A 20,874-nucleotide genomic window follows, 5' to 3' on the forward strand; every position below is an offset into this window, starting at 1 on the left:
TTGACCCGAGTGCGCCTCGTGCATGATGTCCGAGGGGACCGGAGATCCCGGACGACCCAGGCAATACTGGCATCACAGGGGGAAGACCATCATGAACCGTCCGCTCATCCATCTCTCCGCGCGGCCGCTGCCGTCGGAGTCCGACCCGGCCCCGCCGGTCGATCAGCTCCCCGTCACGTCACGGCGCGGGCTGATCCTGCTCGGCGTCGGCACCCTCGGCGCGGGCCTCACGCTCGGCACCGGCACGGCGCTCGCCGCCCCGGTGCTCAGGAAAGGCTCCCGCGGCTCCGCCGTCACCACGCTCCAGAAGAACCTGAACAGCCTCGGCTACTGGTGCGGCACGGCGGACGGCAGCTTCGGCCACGTCACCGAGCAGGCCGTCTACGCGATCCAGAAGGTCGCCGGGCTCGGCAAGGACGGCGTCGTCGGCGCGAAGACCCAGGCCGCGATCGCCGCGAAGAAGAAGCCGAGGAGCGCCGTCACGAGCGGCTCCTCCTTCGACATCGACCTCAAGCGGCAGATCCTCATCTGCTACACCGGCGGCCGCGTGAAGTGGACCTTCAACACCTCCACCGGCAGCGGCGAGCGCTACTACTCGGGAGGCCGCTGGAAGACGGCGACGACGCCCAAGGGCAGCTTCCGCATGTACCGCCTCCACAGCGCCGGCTGGCAGACGGGCTCCTTGGGCCGGCTCTACCGTCCCGGCTACTACGATCGCGGCTGGGCCATCCACGGATCCACCTCGATCCCGCCCTACCCCGCCTCCCACGGCTGCGCCCGCATCTCGACCGCCGCCACGGATCTGCTGTGGCGGGAGAACTGGATCGTCAAGGACCGCCGCGTCCTCGTGCGCTGACCGCGCCACGACCGTCCCTCGCCCCGTTCCCGGCAGTCCGGGCCGAGGGACACCCGGAGGAGCCCCGCCGCACGGCGGGGCTCCTCCTCCATGGGGCCCCTCCTTCACGAGGCCTGCACGATTCCCTCGCCGTCCTGCCGCGCGGCCCCCGCTCCGCGCCCCCACCTGCACGCTACGATCGGGGGGCGAACAGCCCCGCGCGGCACGGGCCGGCGGAGCACCGATGGCACGAGGACAGCGAGGGTTCACCGTGGGGATCTTGGACCGGATCGAGCGCGGGCTCGACCGCGGGGTGACGAGCGTGTTCTCCCCCGGGCGCGGACAGCTCAAGCCGCTGGACCTCGCCCAGGGACTCAAGCGCGAGTGCGACGACCAGATCCAGGTCATGGACCGCGTGCGCACCCTCGCGCCGAACGCCTACACCGTCTACCTGCACAGCCAGGACTTCGAGCGCTTCTCCTCGTGGCAGGACACCCTCGTCGAGGAGCTCGTGCGCGTGCTCATGGAGCACGCCGAGAAGCAGCGCTACATGTTCGTCGGCCCCGTCCACGTCGACCTCGCGCAGGACGACGACGTGCGTCCCGGCCGGTTCGAGACCGAGTCCCGCACCGAGCGCGGCAGCGTCGCACCCGCCACGGCGGCCGGTCGCGCGGGCGCCGGCGGCCACCCGATCGTCGAGATCGACGGCCAGCAGTACCTGCTCACCGGTCCCGTGACCGTGATCGGCCGCGGCGGCGACGCCGACATCATCCTCGAGGACACCGGCGTGTCCCGGCACCACATCGAGCTGCGCACGGAGGCCGACGGCACGCTCGTCGTCACCGACCTCGGCTCGACCAACGGCACCCATGTGGACGGCGAGCGCATCCGCACGCCCGTGGTCCTCCACGACCGCTCGCTGGTCAAGATCGGACGCACCCGGCTCACCGTCCTGCTCCCGGCCGGCGCGCCGGAGAGCTGGTGAGCGACGCATGAGCGAACTGACCATCGTCGCCCTGCGGCTCGGCTTCGTGCTGGCCCTGTGGCTCTTCGTCATCGCGGTCGTCATCGTGCTGCGCGGGGACCTCTTCGGCACCACCGTCGTGACCCGCTCGAGCAAGGACCCGCGCCGTGAGCAGCGGCCCTCCGCGGCGGGCGCACCGCCCACCGCGGGCGGCGGCGCGACGCGCACCGATCCCGCGGTGACCGCGACGACGCTCGTCGTGACCGCCGGCCCGCTGCGCGGGACGTCGCTGACCCTCGGCTCGACCCCGGTGCTCATCGGCCGCGCGCCCGAGTGCACGCTCGTGCTCGACGACGACTACGCCTCCAACCGCCACGCGCGCGTGTTCCAGCGCGACGACGAATGGGTGGTCGAGGACCTCGGCTCGACCAACGGCACCCTCGTGTCCGGCCGCCGCATCGAGGGCTCGGTGCCGTTCCGGCCCGGCGCCCAGGTGCGCATCGGCCGCACCGAGATCGAACTGAGACGAGGCCCCCGATGACGATCGCCCTCCGCTACGCCGCACGCTCGGACGTGGGCCTGGTCCGCTCGAACAACCAGGACTCGGGATACGCCGGCAGCCACCTGCTCGTGGTCGCCGACGGCATGGGCGGCCACGCCGGCGGCGACGTCGCCTCCTCCGTCGCGATCGGCCACCTCGCCCGCCTCGACGCGGACACCCCCGCCTCGGACATCGTCGCGACCCTCGAGGAGTCCGTCCTCGAGGCGAACCAGGAGATCCTGCGCCGCGCCCGGGACGAGCCGCAGCTCGCCGGGCTCGGCACCACGATCACCGCGCTGCTGCGGCTCGAGGGCCGCTTCGCGCTCGCCCACATCGGCGACTCGCGCGCCTATCTGCTGCGCGAGGGCGAGACCACGCAGGTCACCAAGGACCACACCTTCGTCCAGCGTCTCCTCGACGAGGGCCGCCTCACCGAGGAGGAGGCCGAGCGCCACCCCCAGCGCTCCGTGCTCATGCGCGTGCTCGGCGACGTCGACGCGGACCCGGAGCTGGACCTCTCCCTGCGCCCCGCCCACGTGGGCGATCGCTGGATGCTGTGCTCCGACGGCCTCTCGGGACTCGTCTCCCTCGACACGATCGACGCGACCCTGCAGGAGATCGAGGACCCGGGCGAGTGCGCGGACGCCCTGATCCAGCTCGCCCTCAAGGGCGGCGGACCGGACAACATCACCTGCATCATCGCGGACGTCATCGACCTCGACGACCTCCCCCGCGGCGAGGAGGCGCCCTCGACGACCCCGCAGATCGTGGGCTCCGCAGCACGCACCCGCCACGCCCCGACGACCGCCTCCGGCCCGGCCGCGAAGGCCGCCGCGCTCACGCGGGACGAGCCCGAGTTCCCCTACGCCGACGAGGACTTCGCGGAGGACGAGCCGCCGCGGCGCAGCCCGTGGCCCGTGCTCGTCGCCGTCGCCCTGCTCGTCGCGCTGCTCGCCGGCGCCCTGTGGGCCGGGTACGCGTGGAGCCAGCGGCAGTACTACGTGGGCTCCGACGGCACGCACGTCGTCGTCTACCAGGGCCTCTCCCAGGACCTCGGCCCGATCTCGCTGTCCTCCGAGGTCGAGGTCACCGACGTCGCCATGGCGGACCTCCCCGAGGTGACCCGCCAGCAGGTCGAGGCGACGATCACCGCCGCGAACCGCGACGCCGCCGAGCAGATCGTGGGCCGCCTCGAGCAGTCCGCGATCACGGACATCCCGGTGGACCCGCAGGGCACCGGCTCGCCCTCCGACGGCAGCGACTCCGGCGAGGCCGGCTGACATGGCCACGATCGTCTCCTACACCGCACGGCCGCGGCGCATCACCCAGGCGCTGCTGCTGCTGGCCGCCGTCGCGATCGGCGTGACCGCCTACGCGCTCGTCTGGCTCGGCCGCTTCGACGAGCTGCCCCCGGGCCTGGTCGAGCACGCCGTCGGCGCCCTCGTGGTCGCCGTCGTGCTGCAGGCCGTGGTCATGTGGCGCGCGCCGTACGCGGATCCGGTGATCCTGCCGCTCGTCGTGCTGCTGAACCTGCTGGGCATCGCGGTGATCGCGAGCGTGGACTCCGCGCGCATCCTCTACCAGGACCGCAGCAGCGCCGTCGCGGACCGCCAGATGCTCTGGGCGGGCCTCGGAGTGATCCTGTGCGCCGCGCTGCTCGTGGCCCTGCGGGACCATCGCTGGCTGCGCCGCTACACCTGGATCGCGGCCGTGACCGGTGCGGTGCTGCTGCTGACCCCGCTCGTCCCCGGCCTGGGCTCCTCGCGCTACGGCTCGAAGATCTGGATCTCGATCGCCGGCAACAGCTTCCAGCCCGCGGAGCTCGCGAAGATCTGCTTCGCGGTGTTCTTCGCCGGGTACCTCGTCTCGCGCCGCGACACGCTCGCGCTCGCGGGCCCCAAGGTGCTCGGGATCCGGCTCCCCCGCTGGGCGGACTTCGGCCCGATCCTCGTGGCCTGGGCCTTCGCCATGGCGGTCCTCGTGTTCGAGACCGATCTCGGCACCTCGATCATGTTCTTCGGCCTGTTCGTCGCGATGCTCTACGTCGCGACGGACCGCCTCTCCTGGCTCGTCATCGGCGCGGTCCTGTTCCTGCCGCCGGCGGTCATCGCCGCGACCCAGATGAGCCATGTGCGCACGCGCCTGACCTGCTGGCTGGACCCGCTCTCGAGCGAGAACTTCGACCGCTGCGGTCAGATCAACGCGGGCCTGTTCGGCCTCGCCAACGGCGGCATCACGGGCGCGGGCCTCGGCGAGGGGCGCCCGAACGTGGTGCCCTTCGCGGAGTCGGACTTCATCTTCTCCGCACTCGCGGAGGAGCTGGGCCTCGTGGGCGCCTTCGCCCTGCTGCTGCTCTACCTGCTGCTCGTCGAGCGCGCCTTCCGCGCCGCCGTCGGCATCTCCGACGGCTTCGGCACGCTGCTCGCCGCTGGCCTCGGCTTCGTCATCGCGCTGCAGGTGTTCGTCGTCATCGGCGGCGTCACCCGGGTCATCCCGCTCACGGGCCTGACCCTGCCCTTCCTCGCCGCGGGCGGCAGCTCGCTCGTGTGCAACTGGATCATCGCCGGGATCCTCGTGCGGCTCTCCGACGCCGCGCGCCGCCCGGCCGCGCGGCAGGTGCCGGGCGCCCCCTCCCCGGCCCCGGCCGGCGGCTCCCCCGCGGAGGCGATCGCATGAACCGTCCCCTGCGCCATCTCTGGCTCGTGGTCAGCGTGCTCTTCGTGCTGCTGTTCACCTCCACCACCTACTTCCAGGTGGTCGCCCAGGGCCGCCTAAACGCCGACGGCCGCAACGTCCGCACGATCTACAACGAGTTCGGCCGCCACCGCGGGCCGATCGTCGTGGACGGCACCGCGATCGCCTCCTCCGCGCGCTCCGACGACTCCTACGGCTACCTGCGCAGCTACGACCCGGGCGCGATGTACGCCCCGGTCACCGGCTACTACTCGGTGGTCTACGGCTTCTCGGGCCTCGAGCGGGCCCTGAACGACACCCTCTCCGGGGACGCGGATGCCCTGTTCTACCAGCGCATCTCCGACATCCTCTCCGGCAAGCAGGGGCAGGGCGCGACGGTCGAGCTCACGATCGACGCGAAGGCCCAGGAGGCCGCCTACGACGCTCTCGACGGCAAGAAGGGCGCGGCGGTCGCGCTGGACCCGGAGACGGGCGCCGTGCTCGCCATGGTCTCCGCCCCCAGCTACGACCCCGACGACCTCGCCTCGCACAGCACGAAGGACGTGCAGGCGGCCTGGTCGGAGCTCAACGACGACCCCGACCGCCCGCTCACCAACCGGGCGATCGCGGGCGACCTCTACCCGCCGGGCTCCTCCTTCAAGCTCGTCACGGCCGCGGCGGCGCTCGAGTCCGGCGGCTACACGCCGGAGACGCAGATCCCCGGCCCGGGCACCTACACGCTCCCGCAGTCCAGCTCCGTGATGAACAACCACGCGGGCGGCGGCACCGAGGCCTGCGGGCCGGACGACTCCTCGACGCTGCAGGCGGCGCTCGAGCAGTCGTGCAACACCTCCTTCGCCCTGCTGGGCCAGGAGGTCGGCGAGGACCAGCTGCGCACCACGGCCGAGGAGTTCGGCTTCGGGCAGAAGCTCTCGATCCCGCTCTCGGTGACCCCCTCGACGATCGGGGATGACCTCGACGCCTCGCAGCTCGCGACGACGTCGATCGGCCAGTACGAGGACCGCGTGACGCCGCTGCAGATGGCCATGGTGGCCTCCGCGATGGCGAACGACGGCGCGGTCATGCAGCCGCAGCTCGTGCAGAAGGTCAGCACCTCGGACCTCTCCACGATCTCCGAGCTCACACCCAAGGAGCTGGGCCGGCCGCTGAGCGCCTCGAACGCCGCGCTCATGCGGCAGATGATGGAGGGCGTGGTGAGCGAGGGCACGGGCACCGCCGCCCAGATCGACGGCGCCGAGGTGGGCGGCAAGACCGGCACCGCCGAGTGGGGCGACGGCCGCACCGCCCACTCGTGGTTCGTGGGATACGCGCAGCAGGACGACAGGAAGGTCGCGGTGGCCGTGGTGGTCGAGGAGGGCGGTTACGGCTCGCGGACCGCCGCGCCGATCGCCCGTGACGTGATGGAGGCGGTGATCCAGCCATGAGGACCGAAGCGGGACTGGTGCTCGAGGGACGGTACGAGCTGAGGAGCCTGATCGCCACCGGCGGCATGGGCCAGGTGTGGCGGGGTGTGGACACCGAGCTCGACCGCGAGGTCGCGATCAAGGTGCTGCGCGAGGAGTACGCCTTCGACGAGGGCTTCCTCAAGCGCTTCCGCGCGGAGGCGCGGCACACCGCCGCGCTCTCGCACGACGCGATCGCCGCGCTGTACGACTACGGCGAGCTCGAGGGCCGCGCGTACATCGTCATGGAGCTCTGCCCCGGCCGGCCGCTCTCCGACATCATCGAGGAGAACCCCGGCGGGCTCCCCGAGCGGCGGATCATCCCCGTGCTCATCGACCTCGCCCGGGCGCTCGACGCCGCCCACTCCAAGGGCGTGGTGCACCGTGACGTGAAGCCCGAGAACGTGCTCGTGGACGAGAAGAACGACTGGTCCATGAAGATCACGGACTTCGGCATCGCCCGCAGCTCCGATCAGGCGCGGCTGACGAAGACGGGCCTGGTCATGGGCACCGCCCAGTACCTCTCGCCGGAGCAGGCGATGGGCAAGCAGGCCACCTCGCTCTCCGACATCTACGCGCTCGGCATCGTCGCCTACGAGATGCTCGTGGGGCATCGCCCCTTCACCGGCTCGAGCCAGGTGGAGATCGCGATGGCCCAGGTGAAGAAGCAGCCGCCGGAGCTCCCCTCGGGGATCCACCCGGACCTGCGCCGCCTGGTGATGATGTGCCTCGCGAAGGCCCCCGCGAACCGTCCCCGCTCGGCGGCGGCGGTCGCCCGGATCCTCGAGGCGATCCAGCGCGGCGAGGAGCCCCGCTTCACGACCGGCGCGATCCCGGTGACCCATGTCGAGGACCACGACTGGACGGGCGAGAACCCGACCGGCGCCGCGGCGCGCGGTCGCGGCGCCGCGGCCGCCTCGGCCACCTCACCTTCGGGGAGCCCCGGCACGGGCCCGCACGCGACGGGGCCCACCCGCACCGCCGCGATGCCGCTGCCGCTCTCGGGCCGCGGCCGCGGCATCCGCCACCGCTCGGGCGCCTCGGGTCCGTCGGCGCTGTCCGCCTCCTCGGCGAGCTCGGCGCCGGCCCTGCGCTCCGCGGCCTCGCCCTCGCCGGCGGCTCCGGCGGCAGGGGCCGGCCGGTCGGGGGCGGGAGCCGCCGCCGGTCAGGACCAGGCGGGTCGGCGCGAGCGCACCGACCGCACGGAGCGCACGAGCCGCGGCTCGGTCACGGGCCGCAAGGTCATGGGCATGTCCCTGCCGGGCTTCGTGCTGCTCCTCATCCTGCTCGTCGTCGTGCTGGCCGCGGTCGCGGGCGGCATGGGCTGGCTGCCGGTCCCCGCCGCGGGGGCGGCGCAGGGCGCCGCAGTGGGCCTGCTCGCACCGGGCCTGAACAGGCCGGGGGCGGAGCGCCCACGCACTACGATGGGACGATCGGCCCGGAGCGGCCACGGCACGAGGACGGGTGTGGAGTGAGCGGAGAGAGTCTGGTTCTGGGGGGCCGTTACTCCCTCGGGCGGATCCTCGGCCAGGGGGGCATGGCGGAGGTCTTCCTGGCGGAGGACAAGCGCCTGCACCGCACCGTCGCGGTGAAGGTGCTGCGCTCGGACCTCGCGCGCGATGACTCGTTCCAGGAGCGCTTCCGCCGCGAGGCGCAGAGTGCCGCCGCACTGAACCATCCCTCGATCGTCGCCGTGTACGACACCGGCGAGGAGCACCACACCACGGTCACGGGCGCCGAGGTGACGATCCCGTACATCGTCATGGAGTACGTGCGCGGCACCACGCTGCGCGAGCACATCGATCCCGAGCACCCCATGGACCCGCACCGCGCGGGCGAGATCATGGCGGCGCTGCTGAGCGCGCTGGAGTACTCGCACCGCTCGGGGATCGTGCACCGCGACATCAAGCCCGGCAACGTCATGATCACCGACGCGGGCACCGTGAAGGTCATGGACTTCGGCATCGCCCGCGCCGTCGCGGACGCCACGAGCGCGATGACCGCGACCCAGGCCGTCATGGGCACCGCCCAGTACCTCTCCCCCGAGCAGGCGCGCGGCCAGCTGGTCGACGCCCGCTCGGACATCTACTCCGCCTCGTGCGTCTTCTACGAGATGCTCACGGGCCGCCCGCCCTTCACGGGGGACACCCCCGTTTCGATCGCCTACCAGCACGTGCGCGAGCACCCGGTGGCGCCCTCGGCGATCAACCCGAGCATCACCCCGGCGCTGGACGCCGTGATCCTCACGGGCCTGACCAAGGACCGCGAGCAGCGCTACCCGAGCGCGGTCGCGCTCTCGCGGGACATCGCAGCGGCCGTCGCCGGTCGTGAGCCGAAGCTCGTGGACGGCGCCGTCCCGGTGGGCGCGGCGACCGGCCCCGGGGACGACACCCCGGCGACCACGGTCCTCGGGCCCGTCGGCGACGAGACCGAGGCGCTGCCCGCGGTGACCTCCGCGCAGGCCGCGGTCCCCGCGGGGGCCGCCCTCGCCGGTGCGGGCGCGGCGGGTGCCGCGTCCGGCCCGGCCACGGGCCAGGTGACGCCCCGCTCGGCGGACGAGGTCCAGGAGGACGAGCGCCGCAAGCCGTGGTGGCTGATCGCGCTCGTGGTCCTCGCGGTCCTCGCGGTGCTCGGCGTGCTGCTGTGGTTCTGGCAGCCGTGGGCGCAGCAGGCCTCCGCCACTGTCGCCGTGCCGACCCTCCAGGGGCAGACCCAGGACGAGGCGGCGCAGAGCCTGGAGGAGGCGGGGCTGAAGGGGAAGTACACCCAGGAGGCCTCCGCCGACGTCGACGAGGACACCGTCATCTCCTCGGACCCGGGCGCCGGGCAGGAGGTCACGAAGGGCTCCACGGTGAACGTCGTGGTCTCCTCCGGCCCCGCCCCCGTGGACGTCCCGGACCTCACGGGGAAGTCGAGCGACGATGCGCGCGCGGCCCTCGAGGAGGTCGGGCTGACGATGACCGTCGCGGGCGAGGAGGACGCCGTGAAGGCGGAGGCCGGCACGGTCACCCGCTCGAGCCCGCAGGCCGGCTCCTCCGCGACGCCCGGCGACGAGGTCCAGGTGTGGGTCGCGACCGGCAGCTACACGGTGCCGAGCGTCGAGGGCCTCACCGAGGAGGAGGCGACCAAGCGCCTGGAGGACATCGGCTTCCAGGTCGAGACGACCGAGGCGGAGTCCTCGGACGCGACGGCCGGCACGGTCACCGACCAGACCCCGCCGAAGGACTCCTCGGCGAAGATGGGCGCGACGATCCAGCTGACGATCGCCACGGCCCCCGGGCCGGTCGCGGTCCCGAACGTCACGGGCCGCTCCTACGAGGACGCCAAGACGATCCTCGAGGACGCCGGCTTCGGTGTGGAGCGTGGGGACACGGAGTCCTCCGACTCGATCGACGAGGGCAGCGTGATCCGCACGGACCCGCAGGCCGACGAGAAGGTCGACGCGGGCTCGACGATCACGGTGATCGTCTCGACGGGCCCGGAGGCGACGCCGACGCCGACCCCCACCACGGAGGAGCCGACGACAGAGGCGCCCACGACGGAGACCCCGACCACGGAGGAGCCGACGACGGCGGACCCGACGACGACCGAGGCGCCCACCACGACGTCGAACGGCAACAACGGGAACGGCAACGGGAACGGCAACGGGAACGGGAACGGGAACGGGAACAACGGCAATGGCAACGGCTGAGCCCGGGCGCGGCGCGCGCGTGCTGGTGATCGACAACTACGACAGCTTCGTCTTCACGATCGTCGGCTACCTCGAGCAGATGGGCGCCACCTGCACCGTGGTGCGCAACGACGCCGTGCCGGAGACGGCCGACGGCGCCGTGGACCTCACGGGCTTCGACGGCGTGCTCGTCTCCCCCGGTCCGGGCAATCCCGGGACCGCGGGCCGCTCCCTCGACGTGATCGGCCGCTGCGCGGAGCAGGTGGTCCCGATGCTCGGGGTGTGCCTGGGCCATCAGGCGCTCGGCGAGCGCTTCGGAGGGACGGTCGCGCACGCGGAGCAGCTCATGCACGGGCGCACGAGCGTCATCGAGCACGAGGGCCACGGCGTGTTCGCCGGGGAGCCGAGCCCGCTGACGGTCACCCGCTACCACTCCCTCACGGTGCTGCCGGAGTCGGTGCCGGAGGTCCTGGAGGTCACCGCCCGCACCGCGGACGGCGTCGTCATGGGCCTCTCGCACCGGGAGCTGCCGCTGCACGGCGTGCAGTTCCACCCGGAGTCCGTGCTCACCGAGGGTGGGCATCTCATGCTCGCGCGCTTCCTGGAGATGTGCGACGGGATCGACGCGGAGGAGCGCTCGCGGGGTCTCGCCCCGCTGCTCGCCTCCTCCTGAGCGCCTCGCGGCAGGGCCCGGCCCCGTGCCTCAGGGCGTCGTGGTCGCGGCGTCGAGGGAGAGCGAGCCGTCGTAGGCCGGCAGCGTCGTCGTGTCCAGCGTCTCGATCTTCTCGCCGAGGCCCACGTAGTCCACCCATTCCCGGTACACGGTCACGCCGGGATCGGCGTCGAGGGCGGCGAGCATGCGGTCCGTCGGCCCGATCACGGTGATGACGAACGGCGGGGAGTAGACCCGGCCCTCGAGCAGGAGCGTGTTGCCCGCGCAGCGGAAGGCGCTGCCGCCCACCACGCGCTGGTCCATGAGCATCATCGACTCGGCGCCGCCGGCCCAGAGGGCGTTGATGAAGGACTCCATGTCCTGCTGGTGGACGACGAGGTCGTCGGGCTCGACGCCGTCCATCGAGCCGAGCACGCCCGTCGGCGCGTCGGTGAGGGTGATCCGCAGGGCGGGACCGGAGACCTCGCTGAGGCCCACCTCGTCGGTGAGCACCTGCGTGCGGGCCTCGGTCTCGGCGTCCGCGCCCTGCGCGGTGAGGCCGTCGATCGCCTCGCGCTTGGTGCGCGCCTCGTCACCCAGGCGAGAGATCTCCACGTCCCGCTCGCGGAGCACGGAGGCGACGTCCCCGGAGTCGTCGCGCAGGGAGTCGCCGCCGGCGAGGCGGGCGGTGGTCACGAACAGCACGCCGCACAGCGCCATGACGAGGGCCACGCCGATCCGGCCGCCGAAGGGGCGCCGCGGGGCGTCCGGGTCCGGTGCGGGGGTGCTCTCCTCGCTCGCCATGCCGCCTCCTCTCGTCGCGCCCTCCAGGCACGCCCATTACCCTAGGTCACGGCTCGCACCCGTCGAGCCCGCGCGGCACGCCCGCACGACCCCGATCCGAGGAGCAGCGCCCGATGGCGAGGAGCACGAGGAAGCAGTCCGCCCGCGCGAAGGCGAAGGCGAGGACCGCCGCCCCGGCGCCCGAGGAGCAGGACGCCCTCGTGGCGGACACCGCGGACGCTGCCGAGGACGCCGCCGACGGCGGCGCCGCGGACACGGGCGACGAGTCGGGCACGACCTCCCCTGCGTCCGGTACCGCCTCCACCGCCGCCTCCGCCAAGGATCCCGTGCGCCGCGGCCGCCGTCGTGCGACGGTCACCGAGGACGCCGCCGGCTCCGACGACGCCGACTCCACTGCCGACGTCGCCGATGACGTGGACACCGACGACGTGGACGACCTCGCCGAGACGGACGAGGACGCGGAGAAGGACGCCGCGACGGCGAAGGCCGCGCGAGCGAAGAAGGGCAGGGGCGCGAAGAAGGCCAAGGACCGCGCCCCCGTCCCCGAGGTGCCCGAGGAGGCGAAGGACGCCACGCGCTCCTCCTCGCCCCGCCGCAGCGCCGCCGCGGAGACCGCCCGCACGAACCGGCGCCGCGTCGCCGCCGTGGCCCCGAACCCGGTGTGGCTGGCTCCGACGGCGGTCGTCCTGCTGATCCTGGGCCTGCTCTACCTGGTGGTCTACTACCTGTCCTCGGCGACGCTGCCCCTGCCGATCGGCGACTGGAACCTCGCCGTGGGCTTCGGCGTGATGCTCACCGGCGGCGGCATGCTCATGTTCTGGAAGTGATCCCGGGAGCCCGAGGAGTGGACACCTGTCCATGATGGGGAGTTCTCCCCAGGGCGAAGTGGCGAGTCTCTCGCTAGGCTGAGGCTGCGGCCGCCGCTCGGCGCGTCCGTGCCGACACCTTTCCCCAGGGGCTCCTCATGCACACCCTCTCCTCACGCAGGCGGCGGCTGGTCGCGCTGCTGATGCTGCCGTTCCTCCTGCTTCTCGCCGGCTGCGGCAAGCTCGATGCGACCTTCGACGTCAAGGACGTCGACACGATCGACGTCTCGATGGACCTCGCGGTCAACACCGACGTCGTCCAGGAGTACTACTCCTCGGCGGAGGAGTTCTGCGCGAGCTCGGAGTCCGAGGAGTCCGGGGGCTTCGGCACCGCGACCTGGGAGCCGTACGAGGCGGACGGCATGTGGGGCTGCACGATCGAGGGCACTGTGACCAGCGCCGACTTCACCTCCGACATCCAGCTCACGGAAGAGGGCGGCGAGCTCCATCTGGTCATGAACATGGGCAGCTCCCCGATCACCGAGGAGGACCTCGCGGTCTTCCCCGAGGCGGACCAGTTCCAGGTGAACGTCGTCTTCTCCTTCCCCGGTGAGGTCACCAGCTCCCAGGGCGGCACGATCGACGGCAACACCGTCGTCTACACCGACATCGTCGACCTCTCGCAGGGCGTGGACATCACCGCGAAGTCCGGCGGCTTCCCGTGGCTCGTCGTCATCATCATCCTGGTCGTGCTCGGCTTCCTCGCCCTGCTCGTGATCGCGGCGATCGTGTTCTTCGTGGTCCGCTCGCGCCGCAAGAAGAACGGCGGCGGCAACGGCTTCTCGCAGGCTCCCGTGGCCCCCGCCGGCTTCGGCGCCGCCGCCTACCCGGGCGCCCCCGCCGCCCCGGGCTCCCCGGCCGTGGGCCAGGGCTCCGCGCCTCAGGCCCCGCAGGCCCCCCAGGGTCAGCAGCCGTGGGGGCAGCCGCCGCAGCAGGGCGGTCAGGACCAGTTCGGCCAGCAGGGCGGGCAGCAGCCGTTCGGCCAGCAGCCCGGCCAGCAGGGCGCGCAGCCCTGGCAGCAGCAGGGCGGCCAGCAGTCCCCGCCGCCGGCCCCTCAGCAGCCGTGGCAGAACCCGCCCCAGCCGGGCCAGGGCGGGAACGGTCAGCAGGGCGGGAACGGCCAGGGCACCTGGGGCTCCTGAGCCCCGCGACCGGCCCCTGAGCGGTCCCGACGGCGGTCGGGACCCGGGCGGCGCCGCGGATGTGAGCCGACTCATGGCCGCTCAAGTGGCGCCGCCCCGGGCGGGCCGGTAATGTATTCCAGGTCAGCGCAGCTGGCAGGCGCCCGTAGCTTAACGGATAGAGCATCTGACTACGGATCAGAAGGTTGGGGGTTCGAATCCCTCCGGGCGCACCGACGAGGGACCCGGGACATCGGCGACGATGTCCCGGGTTCTCTGCATTCCGGGCCCCGCATCAGGGCACTCCTCGCGACAGGGACGCGCCTCGCCCGCCGCGCCCCACGCCCCATCAGCGTTCTTTATGACGCGTCATGTCTGCACTATTGTCCTATCGGGCCGCATCGAGGAGACTCCCTCGAGTGGACAGCTCTCGCCCCGGAAGGACCTGATCGATGAGACGACTCATCCTGCTCGCCCTGGTAGGGCTCGGCGCCCAGCTCGTGGACGGCAGCCTCGGCATGGCCTACGGCGTCACCTCGACCACGCTGCTCCTCGCGATCGGCACCAATCCGGCCTCCGCCTCCGCGACCGTGCACCTCGCGGAGATCGGCACCACCCTCGCCTCCGGCCTCTCGCACTGGAAGTTCGGGAACGTGGACTGGAAGGTCGTGCGCCGCATCGCGCTGCCCGGGGCGATCGGCGCCTTCGCGGGCGCCACGTTCCTCACCTGGCTGTCCACCGAGGTCGCCGCCCCGGTCATGTCCGGGATCCTGCTGGCGCTCGGCGTCTACGTGCTCGTGCGCTTCACCTTCAAGGGGATCGACCGCAGCAACCTCGGCAAGCCGCTGCGTCGCCGCTTCCTCGCCCCCGTCGGCCTCGTCGCCGGCTTCATGGACGCCACGGGCGGCGGCGGGTGGGGCCCGGTCGGCACCCCGGCGCTGCTCGCGAGCGGTCGCATCGAGCCCCGCAAGGTGATCGGCTCGATCGACACGAGCGAGTTCGTCATCTCCGTCGCCGCCTCGCTCGGCTTCCTCGTGGGCCTCGGCACCGCGGGCATCGACCTCACCTGGGTGCTCGCGCTGCTCGCGGGCGGCCTCATCGCGGCCCCGATCGCCGCCTGGCTCGTGCGGCTCGTCCCACCGCGTGTGCTCGGCTCCCTCGTCGGCGGCATCATCGTGCTGACCAACGTCCGCACGATCCTCCGCAGCGACCTCGTCGACGCGCCGGACGACGTGCGACTGCTGTCCCTCGGCGTCGTCGCCGTGGTCTGGGCCGCGGCCGTCGTCCACTCGGTGCGCGCCTACCGCCGTGAGCTCGCCGCCGCCCCGCCGGCCGACGCCCCCGGGGTCCCGGCCGACGAGGACCGCGAAAGGGCTCTCGCGACCGAGGGCTGAGCGTCAGCGGGCCGTGAGCGCCTCGCGCACCGATCCCCAGCCCTGCATGATCGCCCGCGCGTCCGGATCGAGCTCCGCGGTGATCGCCTCCGCGCGGGCCTCCTCGAGCAGCTCGTCGATGACCACCCGGGCGTCCCGCTCCACGGAGGCCACCGCCGCCTCGACCATCGCGAAGCTCAGGATGTTCTCGTGCACCTCGCACAGGGGCGTGCGGCCCTCGCGCAGGGCGGTCGCGAACTCGATGATCGAGGCGTCGATCTGGTCGGGCTCCGGGGTCGCGAGCGCCTGCTCGAGGGCGGACTGCAGCTCCCGCGTGCGCTCCTCGTCCTCCGTGCCGAGCACGGGCGCACCGGTGCCGTCCCAGGTCGCCGAGCCCTGCTCCGCACCGATCCGCCACTCGCTGTTCCAGTAGGTGGGCAGGCCCCGCGCGTTCCAGGACCCGTTGTAGACGAACAGCGAGCCCGTGCCGTCCGCCCCCGCCATCTCGAAGGTGCAGGTGACGGTCGCGTCCCCGGCGTAGACGCTCCACGACGGGTTCGCCCCGTGCGCGGTCACCGCGACCGGGTCGGTGCCGGTGATGTAGCGCGCGGTGTCGAAGGCGTGGATGCCCATGTCCCGCAGCAGCGGGTGCTGCTGCTGCGCGCGGAAGCCCTCGTGCTCGGTGAACAGGGAGAAGAACGCGCTCGTGAGGACCGTCGGCCCGTGGGCGGCGACGAAGCGGCGCAGCTCGCGCACCTGCGGGAAGAAGCGCCGGGACTGGGAGACCATGAACGGCACGCCCGTGAGCTCGCTGTGCGCCATGAGGCTCAGCGCCTCCGGGAGCGTCTCGGTGACGGGCTTCTCCCCCAGCACCGGGATGCCCGCGTGGAGCGCCTTCACGGTGACCGGGTGGTGGGCGACGGGGACCGTGGGGTTGATGAGGACGTCCGCCCCGACCTCGAGCGCGAGGTCCACGCCGTCGGTGCCGACGGCGACCGCGGAGGGGTCCGGGACGCCGGACTGCGCGATCGACTCCTCGGGCATGCCGGGGACGAGGTCCGCGACGCCCACGAGCTCGGTCATGGGGCTGTCGTGGATGACGCGCGCCCACCAGCGGCCCATGCCGCCGGCGCCCACGACGACCGCGCGCAGCGGCTCCTGCCCCGCGGCGGCGGCGAGCGCGGCGTTCGGATCCGCCTCGGCGGAGCGGGTCGACGTGGGGACGGCCGCCCCGACGCGGGCCGCGTGCGCGGTGCTCTCAGATGACACGGGTGGTCTCCTCGTCGCGGTACCAGTCGCGGGGCGCATTGGCGATCTTCACGGGGGCGATCTCGCGGGGCTCGGGGCGGGCCCACTGCACGGCGTTGGCGAGCACGCGCTGGATCTCCGCCTGGTGGTAGATGGGGTACTCCTGGTCGCCGGGGCTGAAGTAGAAGACCTTGCCCTTGCCGCGACGGAAGCAGCAGCCGGAGCGGAACACCTCGCCGCCGCTGAAGGAGGAGACGAAGACGAGCTCGTCCGGGGCGGGGATGTCGAACATCTCGCCGTACATCTCCTGCTCGGGGATGACGATCGGATGCGGCACGCCGCGGGTGATCGGATGGGAGCCGTTCACGGTCCAGACCCGCTCCTCGTCGCCGTCGTTGCGCCACAGCAGGTTGCACGAGGTGCCCATGAGGAGGCGGAACACCTTGGAGTAGTGGGCGGAGTGCAGCGGGACCAGGCCCATGCCCTCGCGCACGCGGCGGGCGACGCGCTCGGCGATCTCGTCGGGCACGTCGTCGTGGGCCATGTGGCCCCACCAGGTGAGGACGTCGGTCCGGGCGAGGGCCTCCTCGGAGAGGGACTCCTCGATGTCGTCGAGCAGGGCCACGCGCACCTCGGCGTCGACGCCGTCGGCCGCGAGGGTGCTGCGCAGCGCCTCGGCGATCGTCGTGTGCATGCCGTCGGGATAGAGCTCCTGGACGCGCGGGTCGACCTTCTCGTGCCGGTTCTCGCCGAAGACGGCGACGCGCAGGGTGGTGCTGCCCTGAGTCATGGGGGATGCCCTTCGTGGTGGGGTCCGGGGCGCGGCGTGCCCGCGCCGATGCGGTCCGATCCATCGTAGGGGCGGGCGGCGCCGCAGGGTGCGACACGCCGGGACGGATTCCCACGTGCCCAGGAGTCAAGGCCCGGGGCGCGCGACGACCGGGGAGCATGGGCCGCCCGACAGTAAATGACCAGGTAGTAACGGAAAACGTGACCGTGGTGTGACCTGGTTCGCACGGATCCTGGACTATGGTCGTCCGGAGGTTCCCTCAATGGCGAGGGAACCTCTTCCTCTTCCCCAGGAGTTCAGCCCTCGCGGCGCACCCGCACCAGCAGCCCCTGCTCGCGGAGCGCGGCCTCCAGCTCCTGCGAGAGCTCCGCGTGGGCGCGCGCCGCACGGGCCCGGCCCAGGGTGCCGCCCAGCACGAGACCGGCTCCGGCGCCCCAGCGGTGCTCCACGAGCGTGCCGCCCTCCCCCGCCCGGGTGCCCATCCGGGCGCTCAGGTAGAAGGCACGGCCCGCGAGGGATCCCAGGACGATCGTCCGGCCGCGGCTGCCGCGCTCGAGCAGCAGCTCCTCCCCCGTCGCGTCCGTGACCCGCCAACCGCGCTCCGCGACGAGGGCGGCGATGCGAGCACGCACCTCGTCCACGTCCCCGCGCACCACCAGCAGGGCCCGACCCGCACCTGCCCCGCCGCCGCTCGCCGCTCGACCGGCCGGCGTCGGCACGCTCATCACCGCGGGCTCACGGTCGCGCCGACGCGTCGCCCGGGACCGGCCGCGCCGGGCCCAGCTCCCGCAGCTCGGCATTGCCCAGGTGCGGCACCTCGCGATGCTCGTGCGGGTCCCGCCCCTCCCCGATCGCGAGGGCGATCTGGAGCACGTCCCCGTGGGCCACGAGCACCACGGAGCGGCCGTCGGCGGCGAGCGCATCGGCCTCCGCTAGCACCGCGCCCACCCGGCGGGCCACCGACGCCACGGGCTCGACCCCGTGCTCGCCGCTGCGGCCGGCGGCGTCCGCCGCCCAGATGCCGTCGTAGGCCGAGGCGGGCCCCTCGTCGAAGCGCCCGAAGTCCCGCTCCCGCAGCCGCGCATCGATCCGCGCCCCGCGGGCGCCGAGCTCCGCCGCGAACACCGCGGCGGTCTCTGACGCACGGGCGAAGTCGCTGCTCAGCACGATGGTACCCGCGTCGAGACCCGTGTCGCGGGCACGTCGGCCGGCCTCCGCGGCCTGCTCCCTGCCGCGGCGGGAGAGCCCCACCTCGGTCAGCGCGCGGACCCCCGGGGAGGAGACGATGACGCCCTCCACGTTCGCCGTGGACTCGCCGTGCCGCAGCACGAGCACGCTCATCGCCGGGCCCCCGCGCTCAGGACGCGACGATCTTGCCGGGGTTGAGGTTCCGCCCCGGGTCGTTGTCCGCGAACAGGCCCTCGACCATCCGCACGCCCACCTCGCCGATGTCCTCGGTGATCCAGGGCCGGTGCTCGACACCCACCGCGTGGTGGTGGGAGACCGTCGAGCCGAGGTCCACGAAGGTCTGCTGCACGGCCTCCTTCGCGCGGTAGTACTGCTCGAGCGCCTGCTCCTCGCTCGAGTAGGGGAACGCGAAGGTGAAGTAGAGGCACGCACCGGCGTGGTAGCTGTGGGACATGTGGCAGAACATGAAGCCCGGCAGGTCCTGGGCGCGCTGCACCTCCTCGAAGGCCTCGTAGACCTTCGAGTGGACCTCGTTGATGCTCGACCAGGTCGCCCCGGTGTCGCACACGTCGCCGAAGACCTGGTGGCCCAGCAGGAAGTCGCGCAGGTAGGGGGTGTCGAACTTCTTCTGGTCATAGACCTTGCCGACGCTCGCGCCGAGGGTCACGCCACCGTTCGCCTTGACGATCCTCTTGACGATCGACTTCTGCTGCTCGACGGAGGCCTTCGACCCCTCGAAGCAGACGTAGCTCAGGCACATCTCCTCGGACGTGTCCCAGCCCTGCGAGCGCAGGTAGGCGAACAGCCCGTCCTGCACCTTCGCGGAGACCTTCGCCTTCGTCGTCGTCGGCGTCTTCGAGGAGAGCGCGAGGGAGAACTTCGTCTCGGGCCCGTCGGAGAGCCGGGTGAAGGTCGGGGTGACGTCCGTGGAGCGGGCGATCGCGTGCATGCCGCGGATCCCGTGCTCCCAGTCCGGGTACATGTAGCCGATCACCTGGCGCACCGGCGCGGAGCGGTGCACCTGCACGGTGACCTCGGTGATCACGCCGAGGCGGCCCTCCGAGCCGAGGATCATCTCGTGGACGCTGGGGCCCGAGTCGCGGCCCGGGATCGCCTTCGTGACGGCGACGCCGTCCGGGTGCACGAGCCGCAGCCCGCGCGCGATGTCCTCGATGTCGCCGTACTTGTCCGACTGCATGCCGGAGGAGCGGGTCGCCGCCCAGCCGCCCACGGTGGAGAAGGTGAAGGAGTCGGGGAAGTGGCCGACGGTCCAGCCCTTCGCGTTGAGCTCCGCCTCCATGTCCGGCCCGTACATGCCGGCCTGCACGCGGGCGAGGCCCGAGGTGTCGTCGATCTCGAGGATCCGGGAGAGCCGGCCCAGGTTCATCGTGAGGATCGGGCGCTGCTCCTCGGCGTCGGGGGTGACCGAGCCGGAGATGCAGGTGCCGCCGCCGTAGGGGATCAGGACGAGGTCGTGCTCGAGGACGATCCGCAGCACCGCGGCGACGTCCTCCTCGCCGCCCGGGTAGACCACGGCGTCGACGAGGCGCTCGAAGGCGCCCGTGCGCACGCGGAAGAGGTCCGGCAGCGAACGGCCGAAGGAGTGCAGCACCCGGTGCTCGTCGTCGTCCCGGATCGCGTCCTCGCCGAGGGCCCGGGCGAGCTGCTCGCGCACCGCACCGGGGAGCCGCGTCGCGGGCACCTCGTGGTCCGTGAGCACCGGCGCCACCGGGGCCGGCGCGTTCGCGAGATCGATCCCGATCTCGTTGCGCGCGAGGTCGATGAAGGCCGGGCGGTTCGTCACGGAGAAGGCGACGTCGTCCTGCCCCCATCCCCACCACTTGTGTCGGGTGACGTCGGCGGCGGCGATCGGTGCGGTCATGCGGACTCCTCTGTCCCCGGGTGCGGATGCCCCAGGATCTCCTCGTAGTGGTCGTCGTACAGCGACTGCACCCGGTCCCGGATGCGTGCGGTGAACGCGACGGCCGATTCGCCCTCCTCGGCGAGCATCGGCTCCCCGTAGACCACGCCGACGGGCGGGCGGCCGGGGACGGGCCAGCTGCGCCCCTTGGGCATGGCCTCGTAGGCGCCCACCATCGCGGCGGGGATCACGGGGACCCCCACACCGATCGCGAGCGCGGCGCCGCCCGGCTTGAAGGAGCCGATGCGGCCGGTCTGCTGGCGCGTCCCCTCGGGGAACACCAGGATCGGCACCCCCGAGCGCAGCAGGCGCCGGGAGAAGCCGGAGTTCTTGCGCGAGCCGTCACGGTCGATCGGGAACGCGTTGAACAGCGCGCGCACGAAGATCCGCCGGTACCAGACCCGGAAGAAGTAGTCCGCGGCGACGCCGGTGGAGAGGTAGCGCGCCTGCGCCCACGGCAGCCCCTGGGCGAGCATCGGCGCGTCGGTGTGGCTCGAATGGTTCGCGACCAGCACGAACGGTCCGCGCACGGTGCGCACGCGGCGGTGGACGATCGCGCGCGGGGTGATCGCGGCGCGCACCACGAGACGGAACACGCCGCGCTGCAGCACGAAGCGCAGGGCGGAGCGCGAGCGCGAGCGGTACTTGGCGAGGTCCCCCTCCGGGGCCTCCCAGCCCTCCCCGCGGGAGCGGGCGGAGAGCGAGGCCAGCAGGCCCGGCTTCCGCTCGCCGCGGGGGTCCTGGCGCGGGCCCTGCTCCGCCATG

General features: G+C 72.7%; 19 protein-coding genes and 1 tRNA gene. 13 read left to right on the forward strand and 7 right to left on the reverse strand.

Annotated elements, in window-relative coordinates:
* Nucleotides 1-91: 91 nt before the first annotated feature.
* The 9 genes from ACYVAP_RS02625 to ACYVAP_RS02665 all read left to right on the forward strand — a co-directional run bounded on the left by ACYVAP_RS02625 (nucleotide 92) and on the right by ACYVAP_RS02665 (nucleotide 10,819).
* Nucleotides 92-856: a L,D-transpeptidase family protein gene (locus tag ACYVAP_RS02625; RefSeq protein WP_264451038.1), complete on the forward strand. Its 765-nt coding sequence runs from the start codon at nucleotides 92-94 to the stop codon at nucleotides 854-856.
* A 250-nt stretch (nucleotides 857-1,106) separates the two neighbouring features.
* The gene (locus ACYVAP_RS02630) at nucleotides 1,107-1,820 is read left to right on the forward strand and encodes an FHA domain-containing protein (RefSeq protein ID WP_137769819.1); all 714 of its coding nucleotides are present in this window, start codon (nucleotides 1,107-1,109) and stop codon (nucleotides 1,818-1,820) included.
* A 7-nt stretch (nucleotides 1,821-1,827) separates the two neighbouring features.
* Entirely contained in the window at nucleotides 1,828-2,340 is a 513-nt protein-coding gene (locus ACYVAP_RS02635; protein ID WP_264451037.1) for an FHA domain-containing protein FhaB/FipA, read from the forward strand.
* A complete protein-coding gene (locus tag ACYVAP_RS02640) occupies nucleotides 2,337-3,620 on the forward strand; it encodes a PP2C family protein-serine/threonine phosphatase (protein ID WP_498859399.1) in 1,284 nt (427 codons plus the stop codon). Before ACYVAP_RS02635 ends, ACYVAP_RS02640 begins: the two co-directional genes overlap by 4 nt.
* Nucleotide 3,621: 1 nt before the next feature.
* Nucleotides 3,622-5,016 (forward strand): FtsW/RodA/SpoVE family cell cycle protein, encoded by a 1,395-nt coding sequence (locus tag ACYVAP_RS02645; RefSeq protein WP_137769816.1) that lies wholly within the window; start codon nucleotides 3,622-3,624, stop codon nucleotides 5,014-5,016.
* Complete coding sequence (locus ACYVAP_RS02650; RefSeq protein WP_137769815.1) at nucleotides 5,013-6,458, forward strand: peptidoglycan D,D-transpeptidase FtsI family protein; 1,446 nt, start codon at nucleotides 5,013-5,015, stop codon at nucleotides 6,456-6,458. Before ACYVAP_RS02645 ends, ACYVAP_RS02650 begins: the two co-directional genes overlap by 4 nt.
* Nucleotides 6,455-7,951, forward strand: a complete 1,497-nt coding sequence (locus tag ACYVAP_RS02655) for a serine/threonine-protein kinase (protein WP_498859400.1) — start codon at nucleotides 6,455-6,457, stop codon at nucleotides 7,949-7,951. Before ACYVAP_RS02650 ends, ACYVAP_RS02655 begins: the two co-directional genes overlap by 4 nt.
* Entirely contained in the window at nucleotides 7,948-10,167 is a 2,220-nt protein-coding gene (gene pknB, locus ACYVAP_RS02660) for a Stk1 family PASTA domain-containing Ser/Thr kinase (RefSeq protein ID WP_498859401.1), read from the forward strand. Before ACYVAP_RS02655 ends, pknB begins: the two co-directional genes overlap by 4 nt.
* On the forward strand, nucleotides 10,154-10,819 hold the full coding sequence (locus tag ACYVAP_RS02665) for an anthranilate synthase component II (protein WP_264451033.1): 666 nt from the start codon (nucleotides 10,154-10,156) through the stop codon (nucleotides 10,817-10,819). The genes pknB and ACYVAP_RS02665 overlap by 14 nt, the downstream gene beginning before the upstream one ends.
* Before the next feature lie 30 nt (nucleotides 10,820-10,849).
* Here the strand turns inward: ACYVAP_RS02665 and ACYVAP_RS02670 are convergent, their stop codons facing one another.
* A complete protein-coding gene (locus ACYVAP_RS02670) occupies nucleotides 10,850-11,602 on the reverse strand; it encodes a DUF881 domain-containing protein (RefSeq protein WP_498859402.1) in 753 nt (250 codons plus the stop codon).
* A 113-nt stretch (nucleotides 11,603-11,715) separates the two neighbouring features.
* On the opposite strand from ACYVAP_RS02670, the gene ACYVAP_RS02675 reads away from it, so the two are divergent.
* The 4 genes from ACYVAP_RS02675 to ACYVAP_RS02690 all read left to right on the forward strand — a co-directional run bounded on the left by ACYVAP_RS02675 (nucleotide 11,716) and on the right by ACYVAP_RS02690 (nucleotide 14,983).
* The gene (locus ACYVAP_RS02675; RefSeq protein WP_498859403.1) at nucleotides 11,716-12,429 is read left to right on the forward strand and encodes a cell division protein CrgA; all 714 of its coding nucleotides are present in this window, start codon (nucleotides 11,716-11,718) and stop codon (nucleotides 12,427-12,429) included.
* Between the two features lie 137 nt (nucleotides 12,430-12,566).
* On the forward strand, nucleotides 12,567-13,610 hold the full coding sequence (locus tag ACYVAP_RS02680) for a FeoB-associated Cys-rich membrane protein (protein ID WP_498859404.1): 1,044 nt from the start codon (nucleotides 12,567-12,569) through the stop codon (nucleotides 13,608-13,610).
* Between the two features lie 139 nt (nucleotides 13,611-13,749).
* Nucleotides 13,750-13,822: transfer RNA gene (locus ACYVAP_RS02685), tRNA-Arg, on the forward strand.
* A 219-nt stretch (nucleotides 13,823-14,041) separates the two neighbouring features.
* A complete protein-coding gene (locus ACYVAP_RS02690; protein WP_498859405.1) occupies nucleotides 14,042-14,983 on the forward strand; it encodes a sulfite exporter TauE/SafE family protein in 942 nt (313 codons plus the stop codon).
* A 3-nt stretch (nucleotides 14,984-14,986) separates the two neighbouring features.
* Here the strand turns inward: ACYVAP_RS02690 and ACYVAP_RS02695 are convergent, their stop codons facing one another.
* The 6 genes from ACYVAP_RS02695 to ACYVAP_RS02720 form a co-directional block, all read right to left on the reverse strand.
* A complete protein-coding gene (locus ACYVAP_RS02695; RefSeq protein ID WP_498859406.1) occupies nucleotides 14,987-16,231 on the reverse strand; it encodes a Gfo/Idh/MocA family protein in 1,245 nt (414 codons plus the stop codon).
* The gene (locus ACYVAP_RS02700; protein ID WP_498859407.1) at nucleotides 16,221-17,000 is read right to left on the reverse strand and encodes a ThuA domain-containing protein; all 780 of its coding nucleotides are present in this window, start codon (nucleotides 16,998-17,000) and stop codon (nucleotides 16,221-16,223) included. Before ACYVAP_RS02700 ends, ACYVAP_RS02695 begins: the two co-directional genes overlap by 11 nt.
* A 296-nt stretch (nucleotides 17,001-17,296) precedes the next feature.
* Nucleotides 17,297-17,725 (reverse strand): hypothetical protein, encoded by a 429-nt coding sequence (locus ACYVAP_RS02705; RefSeq protein ID WP_498859408.1) that lies wholly within the window; start codon nucleotides 17,723-17,725, stop codon nucleotides 17,297-17,299.
* A 10-nt stretch (nucleotides 17,726-17,735) separates the two neighbouring features.
* Nucleotides 17,736-18,341 carry a histidine phosphatase family protein gene (locus ACYVAP_RS02710; RefSeq protein ID WP_498859409.1) on the reverse strand — a complete coding sequence of 202 codons (606 nt, stop codon included), beginning with the start codon at nucleotides 18,339-18,341 and terminating at the stop codon, nucleotides 17,736-17,738.
* Nucleotides 18,342-18,357: 16 nt separating this feature from the next.
* Nucleotides 18,358-20,070 (reverse strand): FAD-binding oxidoreductase, encoded by a 1,713-nt coding sequence (locus tag ACYVAP_RS02715; protein ID WP_498859410.1) that lies wholly within the window; start codon nucleotides 20,068-20,070, stop codon nucleotides 18,358-18,360.
* Nucleotides 20,067-20,873 carry a lysophospholipid acyltransferase family protein gene (locus tag ACYVAP_RS02720; RefSeq protein ID WP_498859411.1) on the reverse strand — a complete coding sequence of 269 codons (807 nt, stop codon included), beginning with the start codon at nucleotides 20,871-20,873 and terminating at the stop codon, nucleotides 20,067-20,069. Before ACYVAP_RS02720 ends, ACYVAP_RS02715 begins: the two co-directional genes overlap by 4 nt.
* Nucleotide 20,874: the final 1 nt, after the last annotated feature.

The sequence above is a fragment of the Brachybacterium horti genome (genome assembly GCF_054777615.1).

What these genes read in the sequence shown, in the direction of transcription:
- ACYVAP_RS02655 (WP_498859400.1), top strand. Translation starts at nt 6,455, where the DNA reads ATGAGGACCGAAGCGGGACTGGTGCTCGAGGGACGGTACGAGCTGAGG.
- ACYVAP_RS02705 (WP_498859408.1), bottom strand. Translation starts at nt 17,725, where the DNA reads ATGAGCGTGCCGACGCCGGCCGGTCGAGCGGCGAGCGGCGGCGGGGCA.
- ACYVAP_RS02650 (WP_137769815.1), top strand. Translation starts at nt 5,013, where the DNA reads ATGAACCGTCCCCTGCGCCATCTCTGGCTCGTGGTCAGCGTGCTCTTC.
- ACYVAP_RS02720 (WP_498859411.1), bottom strand. Translation starts at nt 20,873, where the DNA reads ATGGCGGAGCAGGGCCCGCGCCAGGACCCCCGCGGCGAGCGGAAGCCG.
- ACYVAP_RS02715 (WP_498859410.1), bottom strand. Translation starts at nt 20,070, where the DNA reads ATGACCGCACCGATCGCCGCCGCCGACGTCACCCGACACAAGTGGTGG.
- ACYVAP_RS02645 (WP_137769816.1), top strand. Translation starts at nt 3,622, where the DNA reads ATGGCCACGATCGTCTCCTACACCGCACGGCCGCGGCGCATCACCCAG.
- ACYVAP_RS02665 (WP_264451033.1), top strand. Translation starts at nt 10,154, where the DNA reads ATGGCAACGGCTGAGCCCGGGCGCGGCGCGCGCGTGCTGGTGATCGAC.
- ACYVAP_RS02710 (WP_498859409.1), bottom strand. Translation starts at nt 18,341, where the DNA reads ATGAGCGTGCTCGTGCTGCGGCACGGCGAGTCCACGGCGAACGTGGAG.
- ACYVAP_RS02640 (WP_498859399.1), top strand. Translation starts at nt 2,337, where the DNA reads ATGACGATCGCCCTCCGCTACGCCGCACGCTCGGACGTGGGCCTGGTC.
- ACYVAP_RS02680 (WP_498859404.1), top strand. Translation starts at nt 12,567, where the DNA reads ATGCACACCCTCTCCTCACGCAGGCGGCGGCTGGTCGCGCTGCTGATG.
- ACYVAP_RS02690 (WP_498859405.1), top strand. Translation starts at nt 14,042, where the DNA reads ATGAGACGACTCATCCTGCTCGCCCTGGTAGGGCTCGGCGCCCAGCTC.
- ACYVAP_RS02675 (WP_498859403.1), top strand. Translation starts at nt 11,716, where the DNA reads ATGGCGAGGAGCACGAGGAAGCAGTCCGCCCGCGCGAAGGCGAAGGCG.
- ACYVAP_RS02700 (WP_498859407.1), bottom strand. Translation starts at nt 17,000, where the DNA reads ATGACTCAGGGCAGCACCACCCTGCGCGTCGCCGTCTTCGGCGAGAAC.
- ACYVAP_RS02625 (WP_264451038.1), top strand. Translation starts at nt 92, where the DNA reads ATGAACCGTCCGCTCATCCATCTCTCCGCGCGGCCGCTGCCGTCGGAG.
- ACYVAP_RS02670 (WP_498859402.1), bottom strand. Translation starts at nt 11,602, where the DNA reads ATGGCGAGCGAGGAGAGCACCCCCGCACCGGACCCGGACGCCCCGCGG.
- ACYVAP_RS02635 (WP_264451037.1), top strand. Translation starts at nt 1,828, where the DNA reads ATGAGCGAACTGACCATCGTCGCCCTGCGGCTCGGCTTCGTGCTGGCC.